General features: G+C 69.7%; 15 protein-coding genes. 8 read left to right on the top strand and 7 right to left on the bottom strand.

The window, feature by feature from the left end; all coding sequences use genetic code 11:
- Nucleotides 1–235: 235 nt before the first annotated feature.
- From ACQHI0_RS21685 to ACQHI0_RS21675, 3 genes are all read right to left on the bottom strand, one after another.
- Nucleotides 236–1,978, bottom strand: a complete 1,743-nt coding sequence (locus ACQHI0_RS21685) for an NTP transferase domain-containing protein (protein WP_427903672.1) — start codon at nucleotides 1,976–1,978, stop codon at nucleotides 236–238.
- Between the two features lie 144 nt (nucleotides 1,979–2,122).
- Nucleotides 2,123–2,413, bottom strand: a complete 291-nt coding sequence (locus ACQHI0_RS21680; protein WP_427903671.1) for an MGMT family protein — start codon at nucleotides 2,411–2,413, stop codon at nucleotides 2,123–2,125.
- A gap of 4 nt (nucleotides 2,414–2,417) precedes the next feature.
- Complete coding sequence (locus tag ACQHI0_RS21675; RefSeq protein WP_427903670.1) at nucleotides 2,418–3,206, bottom strand: alpha/beta fold hydrolase; 789 nt, start codon at nucleotides 3,204–3,206, stop codon at nucleotides 2,418–2,420.
- An 88-nt stretch (nucleotides 3,207–3,294) separates the two neighbouring features.
- Here ACQHI0_RS21675 and ACQHI0_RS21670 point away from each other — a divergent pair, with 88 nt between their 5' ends.
- The 4 genes from ACQHI0_RS21670 (at nucleotide 3,295) to nudC (ending at nucleotide 13,026) form a co-directional block, all read left to right on the top strand.
- Nucleotides 3,295–7,188, top strand: coding sequence for an ATP-dependent helicase (locus ACQHI0_RS21670; protein ID WP_427909247.1), 3,894 nt, complete (start codon nucleotides 3,295–3,297; stop codon nucleotides 7,186–7,188).
- Complete coding sequence (locus ACQHI0_RS21665; RefSeq protein ID WP_427903669.1) at nucleotides 7,185–10,946, top strand: ATP-dependent helicase; 3,762 nt, start codon at nucleotides 7,185–7,187, stop codon at nucleotides 10,944–10,946. The genes ACQHI0_RS21670 and ACQHI0_RS21665 overlap by 4 nt, the downstream gene beginning before the upstream one ends.
- Before the next feature lie 106 nt (nucleotides 10,947–11,052).
- Nucleotides 11,053–12,108: a potassium channel family protein gene (locus tag ACQHI0_RS21660; protein WP_427903668.1), complete on the top strand. Its 1,056-nt coding sequence runs from the start codon at nucleotides 11,053–11,055 to the stop codon at nucleotides 12,106–12,108.
- 24 nt (nucleotides 12,109–12,132) lie between these two features.
- Nucleotides 12,133–13,026, top strand: a complete 894-nt coding sequence (nudC, locus tag ACQHI0_RS21655) for an NAD(+) diphosphatase (RefSeq protein ID WP_427909246.1) — start codon at nucleotides 12,133–12,135, stop codon at nucleotides 13,024–13,026.
- 9 nt (nucleotides 13,027–13,035) lie between these two features.
- On the opposite strand, the gene ACQHI0_RS21650 is transcribed toward nudC, so the two are convergent.
- Complete coding sequence (locus ACQHI0_RS21650) at nucleotides 13,036–13,269, bottom strand: mycoredoxin (RefSeq protein ID WP_056812750.1); 234 nt, start codon at nucleotides 13,267–13,269, stop codon at nucleotides 13,036–13,038.
- A 142-nt stretch (nucleotides 13,270–13,411) separates the two neighbouring features.
- On the opposite strand from ACQHI0_RS21650, the gene ACQHI0_RS21645 reads away from it, so the two are divergent.
- From ACQHI0_RS21645 to ACQHI0_RS21635, 3 genes are all read left to right on the top strand, one after another.
- On the top strand, nucleotides 13,412–15,568 hold the full coding sequence (locus ACQHI0_RS21645) for an ATP-dependent DNA helicase UvrD2 (RefSeq protein ID WP_427903667.1): 2,157 nt from the start codon (nucleotides 13,412–13,414) through the stop codon (nucleotides 15,566–15,568).
- A 110-nt stretch (nucleotides 15,569–15,678) separates the two neighbouring features.
- A complete protein-coding gene (locus tag ACQHI0_RS21640; protein ID WP_427903666.1) occupies nucleotides 15,679–15,984 on the top strand; it encodes a hypothetical protein in 306 nt (101 codons plus the stop codon).
- Between the two features lie 137 nt (nucleotides 15,985–16,121).
- On the top strand, nucleotides 16,122–16,445 hold the full coding sequence (locus tag ACQHI0_RS21635; protein WP_427903665.1) for a WhiB family transcriptional regulator: 324 nt from the start codon (nucleotides 16,122–16,124) through the stop codon (nucleotides 16,443–16,445).
- Nucleotides 16,446–16,509: 64 nt separating this feature from the next.
- Here ACQHI0_RS21635 and ACQHI0_RS21630 read toward each other — a convergent pair whose 3' ends face one another.
- Nucleotides 16,510–16,689 carry a cupin domain-containing protein gene (locus ACQHI0_RS21630; protein WP_427903664.1) on the bottom strand — a complete coding sequence of 60 codons (180 nt, stop codon included), beginning with the start codon at nucleotides 16,687–16,689 and terminating at the stop codon, nucleotides 16,510–16,512.
- Nucleotides 16,690–16,710: 21 nt separating this feature from the next.
- Between ACQHI0_RS21630 and ACQHI0_RS21625 the strand changes: the two genes are divergently transcribed.
- Complete coding sequence (locus tag ACQHI0_RS21625) at nucleotides 16,711–16,836, top strand: hypothetical protein (protein WP_427903663.1); 126 nt, start codon at nucleotides 16,711–16,713, stop codon at nucleotides 16,834–16,836.
- Nucleotides 16,837–16,919: 83 nt separating this feature from the next.
- Here ACQHI0_RS21625 and ACQHI0_RS21620 read toward each other — a convergent pair whose 3' ends face one another.
- On the bottom strand, nucleotides 16,920–18,269 hold the full coding sequence (locus ACQHI0_RS21620) for an ABC1 kinase family protein (RefSeq protein WP_427909245.1): 1,350 nt from the start codon (nucleotides 18,267–18,269) through the stop codon (nucleotides 16,920–16,922).
- A 61-nt stretch (nucleotides 18,270–18,330) separates the two neighbouring features.
- Nucleotides 18,331–19,206, bottom strand: coding sequence for a TOMM precursor leader peptide-binding protein (locus tag ACQHI0_RS21615; protein WP_427903662.1), 876 nt, complete (start codon nucleotides 19,204–19,206; stop codon nucleotides 18,331–18,333).
- Nucleotides 19,207–19,361 lie beyond the last annotated feature (155 nt).

Genomic DNA, 19,361 nt, shown 5'->3' with positions numbered 1-19,361 from the left:
CAAACGCACTGTCCGACGCAATCCACCTCGCGTGCGGGGCGTCCCACGCCTGACCATCTCACAATAAGCACCATTACGGCTCGACGATAGACCTGCGCCGAAAATAGGTTCCTGACCTGTGTGAATTCGGCGTGTCAAGCGAACTTTTCCGTATCGGACGCAGGCATCGGACCAATCGACCCGCGAAATCGGGAAGTCGCCATTAGTGCAGATGCGGGAATGCTGGACAGCGTTTTCAGGACGGGAGCGGGAGGAATTCGACGGTTGATCCGTCGGGAGCGTTCGGGGGGACGATTACCAGGCCGTCGCGGTCTATCAGGCCGGCCAGGTGGGCGGTGCGGACAGTGGGGTCGCCGAGCCAGCCGCCGGTGGGGGCGTAGCGGGCGGGGGTGATGCGGTGGACGGGGGCGGTGATCGCGGCGGCGTTGTGGAGTGGGCCGAGGATTTTTCGGGGGAGTTCGGCGCCGGTGCGGGCGGCGACGATGGCGGGGGTGAGAGCGAGCAGCACGGCGATGGCGGCGAAGGGGTTGCCGGGAAGGCCGAGAACGGTTGGGCCGGTGGCGAGTTCGGCGACAACGGTGGAACCGCCTGGGCGCAGGGCGAGTCGGGGGACGAGGATGCGCGCCTCGGCTCGGGCGATGGCGGTGCGCAGTTGGTCCGCCGCACCGCCGCCGGTGGCACCGACTACGACCAGCAGGTCGAAATCGCTGGTGTCGGTGAGCATGTCGTCGAAGCCGTGGGCGGTGTCACGCAGGTGGACGCGGTCGATGACGCGAACGCCGCAGCCCGCGAGCAGGTCTGGCAGGACGGGACCGATCGAATCGCGGGTCTGGCCGGTCTGCAGGGGGCCCGCGCTGCGAATCTCATCGCCGGTCATGACAATTCGAGCGCGAACCGGTCCGCGGACCGAACCGGTGGTGACCTCGACGGAGGCTGCGGCCGAGCGCAAGGCGGCGGTGACCCGGGTACCGGCGGGGGCGACGAGATCACCGGCCTTCCTGTCCTCACCGCTCTTGCGGACATCGTCACGGATCGGAGTGCCGTGGCGGCGGGTCAGTTCGTCGGCGGTGATGGCGGTGAACTCGTCGCGCAGGACCGACGTGGTGCCGTCCGGGACGTGGGCGCCGGTGGCGATGCGCACCGCTTCGCCGTGGCGCAGTCCCTCCGGCCTTGCGCCACCGGCGAACCCGACGTCGCGGCGCAATCGCCATGGGCCGTCGCCACGGACGGCGTAACCGTCCATGGCGGACACGTCGAAGCGGGGGAGCGGGCCCGCGGCGGTGATCGGTGCGGCCAGTGCGGCACCGGGGACTTCGCTCAGCGCGGCCTCGTAGGCGACCAGGAGCGTCAGGCCGGTGCTGATGCGTTCCCGTGCTTCGGTGAGGTCGAGGCGGGTCGACGCACGGTCGGTGGCCAAGGATTCGCGCGCGCGGCGGACCTCGTCCTCGGTATCGCAGTCGGCGATATCCGGTAGCTCGATCAGGATGGTCTCGGCGGGCACGATGGCCTTCATCGGCTGGTTCACCAGTGAGTCGAGTCCGGCCAGCGCCGCGGTCAGCGCACTGCGCCGCCACACTCCGACGAGATATTGCGGCCGGCCCGAATCGTCGATCGCGAAGACGGCGTCGGCGGTGGATTCGGTTGCGCGGGAGAGCAATCGACCCACCGTGTCGCCGGTAACGAAGGGCAGATCGGCCGCGAGCACGACGACGAAGGCGGCCGTGGAGTCGAGCGCGGTGAGGCCGGTACCGACCGCCGCGACGGGCCCGGAACCGGGCGGCACCTCACGAACCTGCCGGAACCGCGAGTCGAGTTCTGGACGATGCGGTCCGACCACGGCCACCTCACCGCATTCGCGCACCGAATCCAGCGCGGCGTCGAGCATCGACCGCCCGCCGATCATGATCGCCGGTTTGTCCACCCCGCCCATCCGGCTGGCTCGCCCGCCCGCGAGCACGATGGCGTCGGCGGCGGTCATCGGCTGATCCTGGATCGGGTAATCGGCACGAATGCCATGCTAGTAGGCCTGTCCGCGGATGCTGGAGCGTCAGCGTGGGCCCGCCGACCGCCGCGTCCCGAGCGTTGCCGGCTCCCGATGCGGCGACGGTGTCCGGCGCGGGGGTCAGAGTCTTGCCGACCGCAGGTCGACTCGGCCGTCCACGATCGCGACACCTTCCTCGCCCAGGAGCCGCAGTTGACGAGCGGCCAGGTGCGAGGCCGGGCGGCCGGACGCGCCGATAACGCGGTGCCACGGGAGGTCGGCGGAGTCGGTGCGCATGATCCAGCCGACCGTGCGGGGCGAGGACAGCCCGGCCGCGGCGGCGATATCGCCGTAGGTGCAGACGCGGCCCGGCGGGATCGCGGCGACGAGTTCGCGGACCTTCTCCACCTGTTCCTCCGTCGTGACTGCCATCGGGCTACAGGACCTCGGCGATCAGCGCGGCCGTCTCGGCGGGGCGGGCCTGGGCGACCATGTGATCGCAGTCCCAGACCTCGGCGGTGAAGTTGTCGAGGTGGGCGGCGAGGGCGGCCAGGAACTCCGCGGTGACATACGGCGGCTGCACCTTCGCGGCCCGCACCAGCACGGTCGGCAGGTCGGCGGGCGGCAGCACGAACTCGCGCGCCAGCTGACCCCAGTACGAGGTGATCGCGGGCTGGAAGACGCGCCAGCCGACCCGGCCGCCCTCGGTGGGCACGAGGTGTTCGGCCAGCTCCCGTTCCAGCACCTCGGGATCCACCTCGTCGGGTCCCCACGCACTGACCTGCTTGTCGGAGCGCGCTTCGGAGACGTCGGTGTAATCGGGGGAGGCGAGGTTGGCGAGGGCGACCTGTTCGATCAGCTTCGCGTCGATGCCGATGGCGGGATCGAGCAGGACCAGCGCGCGCACGAGGGCGGGGTGTCGCCGGGCCAGATGGATGCCGATGGCGCCGCCGAAGGAATGGCCGACCACGACGGCTCCACCGCCGGTCTCGGCGCGCAGCAGCTCGGCGAGGTCGTCGACGATCGTTTCGAAATCCCACGGCGGCAGCGAGGTGGAACGGCCGTGTCCGCGCAGGTCGGGGGCGATGATCCGGGCCTGGGGCAGGTGCTCGGTGGCGAGGGTTTCCCACCGGTTGCCGTGGCCGGTGAGACCGTGCAGGGCGAGGACGAGGGGACCGTCGGCGGGGCCGAAACGGTGCACATGAAGCGACGACACGACTGCCATTCTGGCCGGTCGGGCGCTGTCTCGCAGCGTGTCCTGCCGGTAGGGGTGCGCCGGTGTGTCGGACTGGTCTGTTGCAATAGCCGATGTGGTGCGATCGGATAGCTCGGTGCGACTCGTGCGCCGGACAACGCGGGCGCCCCGGCCGCGGGCCTGGGGTGCGTCGGTTCGCGCGCTGTTCGCCGAGCAGGCCCAGCCCGCGCCACCACGGCCGGGATGGCGGCCGTGGCAGGTTCTCGGCGGGCCGGGGACGGGTAAGACCGCGCTGCTCGTCGACCTGGTGACCGCCCGGATCGTCGCGGGCGCCGACCCGGAATCGGTGCTGGTCCTCACCCACACCAAACACGCGGCCGCCGCCTTGCGCGACGCGATCACGCATCAGCTCGGCCCGGCCGCGGGTGGTATCCCGGGGGCGAGCCGCGAACCGATGGTGCGCACGCTGCACTCCTATGCCTTCTCGGTGCTGCGTCGGCATGCCGATCTGCACGGGAACCCGCCGCCGCGGTTGCTCACCGGCGCGGAACAGGACGCGGTCCTGCGCGAGATGCTGCGCGGCGATCTCGCCGATATCGAAGACGGGGCGGGTGGATTGTGGCCGCCGCGGTTGCAGCCGGCGCTGGCGCTTGGCGGATTCGCCGAGCAGCTGCGTGATCTGATGCTGCGCGCCACCGAGCGCGGCCTCGGACCCGAGGACTTGATGGCGCTCGGTCGCGCACACGACAACGATGCGTGGGTGGCGGCCGGGCGGTTCTTCCAGCGCTATGAACAGGCGTCGATGCTGCGCTGGTCGGTCGGTGTCGCCGCGCCGGAGGCCACCGCACCCGCTCTCGATGCCGCGGAACTCGTCGGCGCGGCGCTCGATGCCCTCGCCGGTGACCGGAATCTGCTTGCCGCCGAACGGGATCGGATCCGCTACCTGCTCGTCGACGACGCACAGCACCTCGACCCGCAGGCCGCGATGCTCGTGCGCGCGATCGGCAGCGGCAGCGCGAGCACCGTCGTCACCGGCGACCCGGACCAGGCGGTGTTCACCTTCCGCGGCGCGGATTCGCACTTCCTCACCGACATCGACACCATCGCGCAGCGGCGAATCACCTTGCGCCACAACTATCGAAGCGGTGCGCCGATCCGCTTGGCGAATGCGCGGATCGCGGCGAGATTGCCGGGCAGCGCGCGGCACCGGGTATTGCCGGGGCAGGAGAACGACCAGCCGGAGTCGAGGGGAATACCGGGCGGCGATTCGACGGGCGAACGCGCCGCGGATCTGGTCGCGCACCTCGACCCGACTCGGCCCGGCGGGGAGCGGTTCGCCGCCGAGGACTCGGACCGGCACGACTCGAGCGTTCCGCAGCGCGGCGAATCGGCCCACCGTGCGACAGGACTCGATGGTTCGTCGCTCAGCGATTCCGCCGCATGGGCGGTGCCGGAACCGTTGCCGCCCGATGACGAACCGCCGCCCGATGACGACTGGGTGCCGCCCGAGGACCTGCCGCCCGTCGACGAGTCGAGTGTGCGGGTGCGGGTGTTGTCGACCCCCGCCAAGGAGGCGGCGCTGATCGCCGATCATCTGCGCCGCGCGCACCTCACCGATGGGGTCGCGTGGTCGTCGATGGCGGTGATCGTGCGGTCGGTGCCGTTGTCGCTGGCGCCGTTGCGGCGGGCTTTGCTGGCCTCGGGGGTACCGGTGCGCAGGCCCGCGGTGGCCGAGCCGTTGGCGCGGCGGCGTGGGGCGGCGTGGATGGTGCTGGCACTGCGGGTGTTGCTGGCGGGGGATTCCTCGCGGCCGGGTTCGCGGCGGGCGATCGACGCGATGTTCTCGCCGGACGATGCGATGGATCTGCTGTCCGGGCCGCTCGGTGGGGCCGATCAGATCGCGTTGCGCCGGCTGCGTCGTGGGGTGCGGCGCAGCGTGCTCGACCTGGAGCGAACAGGTGCGCTGGCCGAACCGTTCACCGACGGTGCCGATCAGTTCCTGCTCTGGGACGAAGCCGCGCCACCGCCGGAAATGCCGGAGCCCGAACCGGATCCGGTCGACGACGAATGGCTGCCGCCGCCGGACCCGGACGATCCGCTGCGACCCGAGCTCGAACCGGACTGGGACATCGCCGAGCGCCTGCCCGACGATATCGACTTACTCGATGCCGAGCATCCGCCTGCCGCACCAACAATCGCCGAGCCGAGGCGGCCCGAACCCCCGGTCGTCGTCGTGCCGCTCATCGACCAGTCCTCCGCCGAGGTGCTGCGCGACCTGATCGTCGGTATCGGCGAACAGCGACTTCTCGACGGGCTCACCGAAGTCGAAGCCGCACCGTTGCGCCGGGTGCTGCGTGCGGTGGCGAAGGCCAAGCAGACCCAGGCCGCAGGGCTGGGTCTCGAAGATGTGCTGTGGACACTGTGGACGAGTTCGCGACTGGAGCGGCGCTGGTTCCGGCAGTCGCGGCGCGGCGGCGCCTCGGGTATGCAGGCCGACCGCGACCTCGACGCGGCCGTCGAATTGTTCGATGCCGCGGCGGCCTACGTCGACCGGCTGCCGAAAGCGAGCATCGACGGGTTCGTCGAATACCTGCTGCACCAGCAACTTCCGCAACAGGGCAGACCACTGACCGCCGAAGGTGACGCGGTGACCTTGCTCAGCGCGCACGCCGCCGCGGGCCGGGAATGGGACGTGGTCGCGGTAGCTGCTGTGCAGGAAGGCATCTGGCCGAATCCGCGCTCCCGGGGCACGCTGTTGCACACCGAGGATCTCGTCGACCTGGTCGCCGGGGTCGATCCGGGCGCGACCGTGAGCCGGGCGGCACCGATCCTGGCCGAGGAACGCAGGTTGCTGCTGGTGGCGTGCAGCCGGGCGCGACAGTCGCTGTTGGTCACCGCGGTCGAATCCGCCGCGGGAGACCAGGATCTGGTGCCGTCGCGGTTTCTCGCCGAACTCGTCGGCGACGACGACAACGGCGAACCGGGCGCGCTGCCGGTCGCCGATCCAGGGCGCGCGCTGGTGATGCACGCGCTGGTCGCCGAACTGCGCGGGGTGGTATGCGATCCGGGGGCCGAACCCGGCCGTCGCGACCGGGCCGCACGGCAATTGGCGCGGCTGGCCGACGCGGGCGTGCCGGGCACCGACCCCGGCGACTGGTACGGCACCGCCGAACTCAGCTCGCAGCGCGAGCTCTGGGACGACGACGATTCGCCGATCGGGCTCTCACCCTCCACGGTCGAACTGCTGCGCACCTGTCCGCTGCGGTGGGCGCTGGAACGGCACGGCGGCACCGACGGCGACAACCCGCACGCCGTGAAGGGCAATCTCGTGCACACACTCGTGCAGGCGCTGGCGGGCGATGTGCCGCAGACGCAGGTGCGGGCGGCGCTGGACCAGGCATGGAAAGCGATCGACCCGGCCGACGGCTGGCATTCGCGCCAGGAACTGCGCCGCACCGAGACGATGCTGGAGACCTTCCTCGCCTGGGTGCGCACCACGCGCGGTGAGCTCACCCAGGCCGGGGTGGAGGTCCCGGTGGACTGCGTGTTGCCCGCGCGGACGGAAGGCGCACGGGCCGTGCGTATTCGGGGCCGGATCGACCGGCTGGAGCGAGATGCGCAGGGGCGCTTCGTCATCGTCGATGTGAAGACGGGCAAGACGCCGGTCAGCGCGAAGGCCGTCGCCGAGCACGCTCAGCTGGCCACCTACCAGGTGGCGGCCGCGCACGGCGCGCTCGAGGAGGAATCGGACGAGCCTGCGCCCGCGGTCGAACCCGGCGGTGCGCGACTGGTGTACGTCGCCAAGTCGAGTACGAAAACCGGTGCCGCGGAACGAACGCAAAGCCCGCTGGACAATGACGGACTCGACCAGTGGCGCACCACCATTCACGATGCAGCCGATGCCACGCGCGGGCCGGGCTACCTGGCGGTGCGCAACGACGGGTGCAGGCATTGCCCGGTCGCCGGCAGTTGCCCGGTGCAGGACACCGGACGGCAGGTGACCGACGAGTGAGCGGCGTGCGCGTCACCCCGCAGCGGTTGGCCGACGCGCTCGGCCTGCCACCCCCGACCGCTGAGCAGTCGGCGGTGATCGCCGCGCCGCCAGGGCCCACATTGGTCGTCGCGGGCGCGGGTGCGGGCAAGACCGAGACGATGGCGGCGCGAGTGGTGTGGATGGTGGCCAACCAGTTGGTCGCCCCGGACGAGGTGCTCGGGCTGACCTTCACCCGAAAAGCCGCTCAGCAGTTGACTTCTCGGATCCGGACCCGACTGGCACGGTTGGCGGGCGCGCCCCTGCTGCGCGAGATCGACCCCAGCGGTGCGTTGCGCACGATCGTCGCCGGAGCCGAGCCGGAGATCAGCACCTATCACTCGTACGCGGGCAGACTGCTCACCGCGCACGGGCTGCTGCTGCCGGTGGAGCCCTCGGCGGCGCTGCTCACCCAGACCCAGCTGTGGCAGCTCGCGCACGAGGTGGTGCGGTCCTGGGACGGCGACCTCGACACCGACCGCACGCCGGTCTCGGTGACCGAAGCCGTGCTGGCCCTTTCGGGGCAGCTCGCCGAACACCTGGTGGAACCGGAGCAACTGGCCGAGGCGCACGCGGAGCTGGAGAAGCTCGTCTACACGCTGCCCGCGGGTCCCCGGCAACGCGGCGGCCCGAGCCAGGCGCTGACCAACGTGGTGGAGGCCCAACGTGAGCGGGTGGCGCTGTTGCCGCTGGTCCGTCAGCTCGCCGAAGCCCTGAACCGCCGCGGCGCACTGGATTTCGGCTCCCAGATGTCGCTGGCAGCACAACTGGCCGTCGACCACCCCGAAGTCGCCGCCGCCGAGCGCGCTCGATTCAAACTGGTGCTGCTCGACGAATACCAGGACACCGGGCACGCGCAACGGGTGTTGCTGTCCGCATTGTTCGGCAATGCCGCAGCGGTGCGACAGGATCGGACCAGGCATCCGGTGCGGCTTCGAAGCGAGGCGCCGGCTGCTCGGGCGCACGAGGCCGATGGTCTGTTCGCGGTGGAAGATCACGATTCGCCCTCCCGAGGGCATGGCGCCGGTGCCGCGGGCGCGGTGCCGGATGCCGACATGGGCAGCCGCGACGATGAGTCGGCCGGCGGTTCTGTCAGCGCTGTGGCAGACGGTCACCGTGACCGAGCAGCGGGCGACACGAAAGGAACAGGGGTCGGACCCACCGAGCGGGATGTTGCCTCCGTAGAACGCAGTGCGGCAGGCGAATCCGTGAAGTCGGCATCGGCGCTCGCGGTGACCGCAGTGGGTGATCCGATGCAGTCCATCTACGGGTGGCGCGGTGCGTCCGCGGCCAACCTGCCGCGGTTCGCCGCCGACTTCCCCGCTGCGCCAGGGGTGCCCGCGCCGGTGCTGCCGCTACTGACCAGCTGGCGGAATCCGCCCGAGGCGCTGGCGTTGGCGAACCTGGTGGCCGACCCGTTGCGGATGGTGGCGCGAGCGGCCGGTGGAGCGACGGTGGACGCGTTGCGGGCCAAGCCGCAGTCGGATGCGGGGGTCGTCGAGTTCGCGCTCACGGAAACCATTGCGCAGGAACGTGATTGGATCGCCGAACGGATCGCGCGCGAGTGGGCGACGGCGCGGGAGAACGAGGCGCCACCGCCTACCTCGGCGGTACTCATTCGGCGCAACGCCGATGCGGCACCGCTGGCGGAGGCGCTGCGTGAGCAGGGGTTGCCGGTGGAAATCGTCGGGCTCGGTGGGCTGCTGGCGACGCCGGAGGTCGCCGATATCGTCGCCACGCTGCGGTTGATCGCCGAACCGGGAACCGGGAGCGCGGCGGTGCGGATTCTCACCGGCGCCCGGTGGCGGATCGGGGTGACGGATCTGGCCGCGCTGGCCGAGCGTGCGCGGATGTTGTCCATCGGCAGCGTATCGGGCGCCACCGACGCCATCACCGACGCCGCCGGACTCGCGACGGCGCTGCGTGAGGTGGCACCCGAACCGACCGAGAAGGCGGGTCTCGCCGATGCCATCGCCGATCCCGGTGCGGCCGACCGATATTCGGAGGCGGGGTTCGCGCGGATCGCCGCGTTGAGCGAGGAGCTCGCGGCGCTGCGCGAGCGCAGTGGGCAGCCGCTGGTGGAGCTCGTCGCCGATGTCGAACGCACCATCGGCGTCGGCGTCGAGACACAGGCCAGACGCGCGATCGCCGGCGGTGGCGCGGGCCGCGAGCACCTCGATGCGTTCGCCGAGGTGGTCGCCGGGTACGCGGCCGACTCCCGGGCCTCGCTGAGCGGCCTGCTCGCCTTCTTCACCGCGGCCGAATCGGTCGAAAACGGTTTGGAGCCAGGCGAAGTCGAAGTAGCGCGCGACCGCGTGCAGGTGCTCACCGTGCACGCCGCCAAGGGCCTCGAGTGGGAAGTCGTCGCGGTCCCGCACGTGAGCGCCACGGTGTTCCCGTCGACGACCGCGCTGAGCACCTGGCTCGGTGCGCTCACCGAACTCCCCACCACCCTGCGCGGCGACCGCGCTCAACCGGACGCGGCCGAGGGCGTGCCGGTGCTCGATCTGAGCACCGCGGGCGACCGCTCCGAACTCGAGCACGCGATCGCCGACCACAAGGCAGCGCTCAAGAGCCGCCGCCTCGACGAGGAACGGCGCCTGTTCTATGTCGCCCTCACCAGAACCGAACGGGTACTGCTGGTTTCGGCCTACTACTGGCCGGAGACGGGCACGTCGCAGAAGGGCCCATCGGACTTCCTGCTCGAACTCAAAGAGGCGAACGAGAACCCGGACAACGCGGCCTACGGTGTCGCCACCATCGCCCGCTGGGACGACAAGCCGCCACCGGACGCGGTGAACCCCTTCGCCGACAACCCGCCGACCGCCCACTGGCCACGCGACCCACTCGGCAACCGCCGCGACCCCATCGAACAGGGCGCCGCACTGGTGCGCGTGGCACTCGACCGGTTACGTGGCGGGCCGATGGATCCCGACGACGAGCGAATCACCGGCGTCGGACCGGACGACGTCGAGCCCGAAGGTGGGGTCGATGACGACGACCCGGAGGGCTGGGCCACCGACGTCGACGCCCTGCTCGCCGAGTTCACCGCCGCCGAACTCGCCGAGCAGCAGGTGGAACTCCCCGGCCAACTCCCCGCCACCGCCCTCGTCGAACTTCGCGCCGACCCGACTCGCCTTGCCGCCCGCCTTCGCCGCCCGCTCCCGTACCCCCCGAACCCGATGGCCCGGCGCGGCACCGCCTTTCACGCCTGGGTGCAATCCTGGTTCGGCACCGAACAACTGCTCGGCCTCGACGAACTACCCGGCGCCGCCGACAGCACCGGCGAAATGGGTCGCGCCGACCAGGAACTCGCCGCCATGCAGGCTGCCTTCCGTCGTTCACCGTGGGCACACCGCAACCCCGTCGACGTGGAAGTGCCGTTCGAAACCAGCATCGCGGGCACCGTGATTCGTGGCCGCATGGACGCCGTGTTCGCCGAACCCGGTGGCCGCTGGATCGTGGTCGACTGGAAGACCGGCGCCGAACCCGGCCCCGCCGACGAACCCGCCGTCGCCATGCAGCTCGCCGTCTACCGCCTGGCCTGGGCCCGCCTGATGGCCGCCCGCACCAACGACACCGAGGCCCGAATGCTCCAACGAGTCGGCGCCGCATTCCATTACATCCGCTCCGGCCGCACCATCGCCCCGGACCGACTGGCAGGCCCCGCCGAACTCGAACGCCTCATCCGCGACGCCGCACCGGAAAACACCGACACCGTTCCCCACGAGCCCGAGTGAGCCGATAGTCTGACGATCGCTCGAGGTGAACAAGGCCGGTCACCAGGCGGCGCAGCCGCCGAGGCCGAAAACCCGCGGCGCCAGCCGCCAAAATTACAGGAGCAGCATGTTCGGTGACACGCGCAACCCGATCGGGTTGAGTAGCAGTCCCGACTATGCCCTGGTCGGTCTGCTGCGGATCCCGGCGGCGCAGTCCAGTCCGTGGGTCTCGCTCACCCGCCGCGTGCTCTTCGCGATCGCGCTGCTGTTCACCGCGGCGACCGTGGTCTATGTCGGCCGCCACGGCTACAGCGACAACACCGGCGACGAGCTGTCGTTCCTGGACGCGATGTACTACGCGACGGTGTCACTGTCGACCACCGGCTACGGCGACATCGCCCCCGTGACCCCGTCGGCGCGACTGGTGAACATCATCGTCATCACCCCACTGCGCGTCCTGTTCCTCATCGTGTTGGTCGGTACCACGCTCGGCGTGCTGACCGAACGGTCGCGGCAGGCATTCAAGATTCAGCGATGGAGGCACACCGTGCGTAATCACACCGTCGTCGTCGGCTACGGCACCAAGGGCCGGACCGCGATCGATGCGATGGTCGGTGACGGGGTGGCGGTTTCCGACATCGTCGTGGTCGATACCGATCCCGTGGCGCTCGAGGCCGCGGCCGCCGCGGGTTTGGTGACCGTGCACGGTTCGGCGACCAAATCCGATGTGCTGCGGCTGACCGGCGTGCAGCGCGCCGCCGCGGTCATCGTCGCCACCAATCGCGACGACACCGCCGTGCTGGTCACGCTCACCGCGCGTGAGCTGAACAAGACAGCCAAGATCTCCGTGGCCATCCGGGAAGCGGAGAACACCCACCTGGTCCGCCAGTCCGGCGCCGACTCGGTCGTGGTGTCCTCGGAGACCGCGGGCAGGCTGCTCGGCATCTCCACCACCACACCGACGGTCGTGGAGATGATGGAGGACCTGCTCACGCCCGAGGAGGGCTTCGCTGTCGCCGAACGTGAGGTGGAGGAGAGCGAAGTGGGTGGATCGCCGCGTCACCTCAGCGACATCGTGCTCGGTGTGGTGCGCAACGGCGCGTTGATCCGCGTCGGCGAACCCGAGTCCGACGCACTCGAGGCCGCGGACAAACTGCTCTATATCCGCCGCAGCGGAAAGTAGTCAGCCCGCCCCACTATGCTCGGCATCGTGTCGTTCCGGCTGAAAGACGTTCCGCTGCTGTCACGTTCCACCATCGACCGGGCCGAGCACGCCCGGCTCGATCCTGGCGCCCTGCGCGAAGGGTGGGGGAAAGCGAAGATCCTGCGGGTCGACGCGCGCGGGAAAGTGCGGGTGGAGGGCGACAAGATCGTCCTCGAGACCGCTGTTTCGGTGGCCGCCGAGCCCGGCGAGGGGGCAGTGTTCCTCGGCGTTGTCGACGGCAGTCACCTGTGGGCGGTGCGTGCGCCCGAACTCGACGGCACGCTGAAGGACCTGCGCACGCTCGGCGCTGTCGACGACTTCACCGCCGAACTGCTGTCCACCGCGTACGCGCTGCTCAACTGGCACGACCGGGCCGGCTTCCACGGTGGCGACGGCACGGCGACCACCTCGGCGCGCGGCGGTTGGTCGCGACTCACGGCCGCGGGCGAGGAAGAGTTCCCGCGGATCGACCCGGCCGTGATCTGCCTGGTCCACGACGGTGCCGATCGCGTGCTGCTCGCCCGTCAGCAGAGCTGGCCGGAGACGATGTTCTCGCTGCTGGCCGGTTTCGTCGAGGTGGGTGAGTCGCTGGAACACTGTGTGGAACGCGAGGTCCGCGAGGAGGTCGGCGTCGATCTGCGCGAGATCCACTATCTCGGCAGTCAGCCGTGGCCGTTCCCGCGCTCGCTGATGGTCGGCTTCGCCGCGGTGGGCGACCCCGCTCAGGAACTCGTGTTCTCCGATGGCGAGATCGCCGAAGCGCACTGGTTCACCCGCGCCGAGGTCCGCGCCGCGCTGCGGGTCGGCGACTGGTCGGCGAGGGAACCCGGCGCACGACTACTCGTGCCCGGATCCATCTCGATCGCGCGATCGATCATCGAGTCCTGGGCGGACTGACTCGGCGAATCAGGCCTGCTGGGCGGCCAATGCCTGCTTGACCGCGGCCAGCGACGGGTTGGTCGCGGTGGAGCCGTCGCGATACTTGATCGTCGGCACGACATGGTTGCCGTTGTTGACGCTGCCGACGAACTCGGCCGAAGCGGGATCGTCCTCGATGTCGATCACCGTGTAGGTGATACCGGCCTCGTCGAGCTGGGTCCGCAGGCGCCGGCAGTAGCCGCACCACGTGGTCGAGTACATCGTCAGATCTGTGGTTGCTTCAGTCACGCGATGTGCAACGTCGCAGGGTGACGTTGTGTTCCTTGGCCACTCCGGCACGGCTCCGCCGGATCGTCGCGACGGATTCGGCGGGCGTCGCCGTAAGTTGTCGGGGGGCGCTGTCATGATGGTGCGCGTGCCAGTACTCGATCTCACCGCCCTCGACCCGGAACAGGCCGCCGCGGTGCGGGCACCACGGGGGCCGGTGTGCGTTCTCGCAGGTGCGGGGACCGGCAAGACCAGGACGATCACGCATCGGATCGCGCACCTGATCGCGGGCGGGCATGTGAAGGCCGACCAGGTGCTCGCCGTCACCTTCACGGCACGGGCGGCGGGGGAGATGCGCAACCGGTTGCGCACGATGGGCCTCGGGGGCGACGCGGGCCAGGTGCAGGCGCGCACCTTCCACGCCGCGGCGCTGCGGCAACTGCGGTATTTCTGGCCGCAGGTGGTGGGTGACGTGCCGTGGCGATTGCTCGACAGCAAGTTCCCGGTGGTCTCGCAGGCCGCGCAACGGGCGGGCCTGCGCGCCTCGACCGAAATGGTGCGTGACCTGCTCAGCGAGATCGAATGGGCCAAGGCCTCACTGATCGCGCCGGAGGACTATCCGGCCGCGGCCGCCCGGCACCATCGCGACGCGCCGGTAGACGTGGCCAAGGTGGCAGAGGTGTATCAGGGCTACGAATCCGCGAAGGCCTCCGCCGACGGGCTGCTGCTCGACTTCGACGACCTGCTCCTGCACACCGCGGCCGCGCTCGAGGACTACCCGTCCGTCGCCGACGAATTCCGGGGTCGCTACCGCAGTTTCGTCGTCGACGAATACCAGGACGTCACGCCGCTGCAGCAGCGGGTACTCGACGCGTGGCTGGGCGAGCGCGACGACCTCACCGTCGTCGGTGACGCGAACCAAACCATCTACTCGTTCACCGGCGCCACCCCGTCCTACCTGCTCGATTTCTCCCGGCGCTTCCCCGACGCCACCGTGGTGCGGCTCGAACGCGACTACCGGTCGACACCGCAGGTGGTGTCGCTGGCCAACCAGGTCATCGGTGCCGCGCGCGGACGCATCGCGGGCACCCGGCTGGCCCTGATCGGCCAGCGGCCGGACGGTCCCGAACCGGAATTCGCCGAGTACGCCGATGCGAGGGCCGAGGCCGTCGCTGTCGCGGGGCGGATCCAGAAGCTGATCGCCGACGGGACGCCCGCGTCGGAAATCGCGGTGCTGTACCGGACCAACGCGCTCTCGGAACCGTTCGAACAGGTGCTCGGCGAGCGGGCCATCCCGTTCCAGGTGCGCGGTGGCGAGGGGTTCTTCCACCGGCAGGAGGTGCGGCAGGCGATCTCGGCGTTGCGTCAGGCCGACGCGCGCGACGACCTGCCCGACGAGGCGCGCAGTGGTTCGTCGCTGATCTCGCTGGTGCGGGCCGCGCTGGCGCCGGTCGGGCTCACCGCGGAGGAGCCGGCCGGTGCGCAGGCGAAGGAACGCTGGTCCTCGCTGCTGGCGCTGGTGCAGCTCACCGAGGAGCTGGTCAGCCACGACGACGAGCTGGACCTCACCTCGCTGCTGCGCGAGCTCGCGACCCGCGCCGAGGCCAAACATCCGCCCACCGTCGACGGTGTCACCCTGGCCTCGCTGCACGCGGCGAAGGGTCTGGAATGGGACGCGGTGTTCCTGGCCGGGCTCACCGACGGCACGCTGCCGATCTTCCACGTGCTCGGCAAGAAGAGCGGATCCGTCGACGAGGCGGGCCTGGAAGAGGAGCGGCGGCTGCTCTACGTCGGGGTCACGCGGGCACGCGAACATCTGAGTCTGTCGTGGACCCAGCGACGGCTCCAAGCCGGTGGCGACTCGCGCCCGGTCACCCGCTCGCGGTTCCTCACCGGGCTGATTCCGGACAGTTCCCCGGCCACCCGCGTCGCCGCCGAGGTCCCGAGATCGGCCGAGTCCCAGCGCCCGCTCTGCCGCGTGTGCCTCAAGCCACTGCTCGGCACCTACGCCACCATGCTCGGCCGCTGCAAGCGTTGTCCGGGCGAAGCCGACCCGCAATTGCTCGAGGCACTGAGGGAATGGCGAGCCGAGAAGGCCGAAGCCCTGCGCAGGCGCGACTTCGTGGTGTTCACCGACACCACCCTCACCGCGATCGCCGAACAGCTGCCCGCCGACGACGCCGCGCTCGCGGCCATCGCCGGGATCGGCCCGCAGAAGATCAAGGACTACGGTGCCGACGTGCTCGCCATCGTTGCCTCACGTTTGCGAGCAACGGCACAAAACCCCAGGTAGAAAATAAGTTGTTAGGTTCTCGATCATTGCCTATGGTGGAGAACACGCACCGAGAGTGATCCCGGTGCGCGGTAATTGTTCACACACGAGTTCAGGAGGGAGGCAGACACATGAACACGAATACGAACACCACGTTCGAGGCGATGACCAATCGCGTCCTGGTGAACGACTTTGTCATGTCCGCCTCCCGGGGGGTCCTCGCTCTGCAGGGGACCGGCCTGTCCGGCGGCGATGCCAAAACTTCGATTCATCTCCTCCAGGACAAGCCCAGCGTGGGTTGGCAGCCGACCGCCGTTCCGGCACCGGCAGCACCCGCCGACGAAGCCGGTTACGCACCGGCGTTCGTCGGTGCAATCCGCCTCCGCGTCCACCCAGCGACCGTGATCAGGAATCGACAGAAATGTCGAAGTAGGTAGGGAAACCTCCCACACCTCCTGGCCACGGATCGCGAGAAGCGAAATCCGTGGCCATATTTATTTCGGCTCCTCAGCCGTAGGCACCGGGTTCGCACACCGAACATTCGACCGCTGCAAACGAGCTGAAGGAGAACGACGTGTTCACCGCCCAGGACTGGCCGACGGCCACTACTGACGTGACATGCCGAACCGTGGCGCAGACCCCTCGCGTCCGTGAGGTCACCAAGACTCTGCCCTGTAGGGGCGGAAACCCCGATCTGTGGTTCGCCGAGAGCCCCACCGATCTCGAGCAGGCCAAGGAACTGTGCGCTGCCTGCCCGATCCGCAAGACCTGCCTGACGGCGGCCATCGACCGCGGCGAGCCGTGGGGCGTGTGGGGCGGTGAGATCTTCGACCAGGGTGTCGTGATCGCCCGCAAGCGTCCCCGTGGTCGCCCGCGCAAGGTCGCGATCATGGCATGAACCCGGGAAAAGGGTTGTACCGCAAGCGAACCGCTCACCTCGTCATGGTGAGCGGTTCGTTTTGTCATAGGCGGGAGGTGCGCTTCACGGTGCGCCCGTCGGCGACGGCGAGGACCAGCGTGGTGGTGTGCGGGGAGTGCGCCCACCACCTGTGCTTCTCGCCCGCGCGGCAGTAGTAGGTGTCGCCGGCGCTGAGCTCGTGTGCGGTGTCGTCGGCGATCAGCGAGATCCGGCCGCGGGTCACGTGGATGATCTCGTCGGATCGGTGGACGAAATCGCGGTCACCACGGTCGGTACCGCCGGTGAATTCCAGGGCGCGCAGGTCGCGATCGCCGTGGACAAGGGAACGGACAGTGCGGAGTCACCCGCCCAGCAGACGCCACCGGCCTAGGATCGGGCGTTCGCCGAAGACCTTGCGCGGACCCGGGATCGGTCCCCGCCCGACTCGGCGATCGCCTCGATCGAGGTGGACGCCTACGAAGCTTGTTCGGCGCGGAAGCCCGGCACCCAGGTGCGAACCAGGTTCATGAAGCCGAGTTCCGCGTCGAGCTGCGCCAGGATGCCGACCGAGCCGCCGAGCACCCGGAAGACGGTCAGGTACTCGGCCGGGAGTTGCAGGGCGCGAGCGGTTTTCATCTCCGGGCTGGAGAACTCGGAGGCCTTGCCCGCCACCCGCTGCATCCACGTGCGGGTGAAGTGGAACGTGTCGGTGCGAATCGGGTCGCTGAACGGGCGCAGGTACGCCTCGATCTCCTCGTGGGTCACCTTCCGCCCCGGAATGACCCAGCCGTGCTCGTAGAGCAGTTCGGTGAGCGCGGCGTGCTCGTCAGCGACGGCCAGGGCCAGCATTCGGCCCAGAATCTCCGGGAAGCCGTCGGGCATCGGCGCGCAGGCCCCGAAGTCGAGCACCGCCAGGGTGCCGTCGGCCCGCACCAGGAAATTGCCGGGGTGCGGGTCGCCGTGCAGCAGGCCGACCAGTTCGGGCGAGCTGAAATGGAAGATCCCCATCAGCTCGGCGATCCGGTTGCGCTGCGCCAGCGTGCCCGCTGGATCCTCGGCACCTGCCTTGATCAGCGCGGACACCGGCGTGCCGTCCAGCCATTCGGTGACGATCACCTTCGGGGAACCCGCCACCACCTTCGGGACCGCGATGGTGGGGTGCCCGTCGAACGCGGCGGCGAACCGGCGCTGATTGGCGGCCTCGATGCGGTAGTCGAGTTCTTCCTCCGTGCGCTCGGTGATCTCGGCGAGCAGCGGCTTCACATCGGCGCCGGGGATCACCGAGGAGAGCAGTCCGGTCATCCGGGAGAGCGTTTTCAGATCAGCGCGCAGCGCGTCGTCGGCGCCGGGGTACTGCACCTTCACCGCCACCGCGCGTCCGTCGGACCACACGGCGCGGTGGACCTGACCGATGCTGGCCGAGGCGGCCGGGGTGTCGTCGAAGGAGGTGAAACGCTCCCGCCACTTGGTGCCTAGTTGCTGGTCGAGCACGCGATGCACCGTCTCGGCGGGCATCGGCGGTGCCGCGGCCTGCAGCTTGGTGAGCGCCTCGCGGTAGTGCTCACCGAATTCCTCCGGGACGGCGGCCTCCATCACGCTCAGCGCCTGCCCGAACTTCATCGCGCCGCCCTTGAGCTCGCCGAGCACGGTGAACAGCTGCTCGGCGGCCTTCTGGTTCAGATTCGCGTTGATCTGCTTCTTGTCACCACCGACGAGCTTCTTACCGAACCCGACTGCGGCTCGTCCGGCGATGCCGAGCGGAATCTTGGCCATCTTGGCGTTGCGGCTGGTACTGCGGCGCACGATCTCGGACACGCTACCCATCATGGCCGAACCCGCGGGGTGTGTGCCATAAGAATGCTCACACCCGTCGATGCGACGCATGTCACCGTGCGGTCCCCGGTGCGCGGGCGGTCATGTTCCGGCAGCCGCAGTCCTGATGCGGTAGCCACGGTCGACGCTGGATCTCGTGGGTGTCGAGATCCAGTTCCACGGTGGCGTCGAGGGTGCGCGGTGCCCGCCGTGGTGAGCAGGCGATGATCGCCTCGAGTTCGCCGAGCGCCAGCGCGGTCGTGGCCGCGATGCCTGCGGGCGAGGCGTGCCCGGTGCGGCCGAGTAGCTGGGCGGCCAGATGCGGCCAGTCGGTATCGAATCCGGCCCGGGTCAGATCGGCACAGCGCAGGCAGCTCGTCTCGCCGGGCAATACCAGCGGTCCGACGACGCCGACCCCGTCGCGGACCCGCACCTGCAGGTGCGGCACCCGGCGCAGCACCAGATCCACCGAAAGTCCGGGGTCGATCATCAATGCGTCGGTGAGCACCACCAGATCGCCGGTGGCGGCACCGACCGGAGTGTCTGGCCGATACTCGCGCGAGCGGGTAGGGCGAAAACCCATGCGCCGCAATCCGATCGCCACGGCATCGGAGAGCGGGCCGAGGCCGTGCACCGTGATGCCGCGGATCTTGCCCAGTTTGGGTTCGGGTTCGAGCAGCAGGCCCGCGCGTTCGATCGCGGTGAGCATGCCCATGGTGCGGTCGGGGCTGATCCCGAATTCGCCCGCGCGCCAGATGATCTGGGGCCGCGACTGCAAGCCGTCGAGCAGCCGCAGAAAGGCGAGCACGGTCCCGGTGTCGTGGTCGGTGGTTTCCAGGAGCAGCGCGCGTTCGGGGTCCCAGCCGAGCTGGACCGTGCCGGACGGGCGAACCAGGGTGGTCACTCGCGGGTGGAGCATCGGCCCGCGCAGTGGAGAGGTGGTCGTCATGCCAGAAGTATCGGCACCCGGACCCACCGCGACCTGCGCCGAAAGCGTAGTTATCCACAGGCTTTCGGCGTGTCGGACCGCCGTCTTCGAACTGTGAACAGCCTGTGTACGGCGGGTCAGCGCACTGATTCCGGACGATCGTTAGCCGCGCGACC

The sequence above is a fragment of the Nocardia sp. FBN12 genome, assembly GCF_050320175.1.
Taxonomy (GTDB): Bacteria; Actinomycetota; Actinomycetes; order Mycobacteriales; family Mycobacteriaceae; genus Nocardia.
Note: the sequence above shows the minus strand (reverse complement) of the source record. Positions and strands in the feature narration are given on the sequence as shown.

Coding starts and splice junctions, on each gene's coding strand:
- ACQHI0_RS21685 (WP_427903672.1), bottom strand. CDS start 1,978: ATGACCGCCGCCGACGCCATCGTGCTCGCGGGCGGGCGAGCCAGCCGG.
- ACQHI0_RS21650 (WP_056812750.1), bottom strand. CDS start 13,269: ATGTACTCGACCACGTGGTGCGGCTACTGCCGGCGCCTGCGGACCCAG.
- ACQHI0_RS21615 (WP_427903662.1), bottom strand. CDS start 19,206: ATGACGACCACCTCTCCACTGCGCGGGCCGATGCTCCACCCGCGAGTG.
- ACQHI0_RS21660 (WP_427903668.1), top strand. CDS start 11,053: ATGTTCGGTGACACGCGCAACCCGATCGGGTTGAGTAGCAGTCCCGAC.
- ACQHI0_RS21620 (WP_427909245.1), bottom strand. CDS start 18,269: ATGGGTAGCGTGTCCGAGATCGTGCGCCGCAGTACCAGCCGCAACGCC.
- ACQHI0_RS21640 (WP_427903666.1), top strand. CDS start 15,679: ATGAACACGAATACGAACACCACGTTCGAGGCGATGACCAATCGCGTC.
- ACQHI0_RS21645 (WP_427903667.1), top strand. CDS start 13,412: ATGATGGTGCGCGTGCCAGTACTCGATCTCACCGCCCTCGACCCGGAA.
- ACQHI0_RS21675 (WP_427903670.1), bottom strand. CDS start 3,206: ATGGCAGTCGTGTCGTCGCTTCATGTGCACCGTTTCGGCCCCGCCGAC.
- ACQHI0_RS21680 (WP_427903671.1), bottom strand. CDS start 2,413: ATGGCAGTCACGACGGAGGAACAGGTGGAGAAGGTCCGCGAACTCGTC.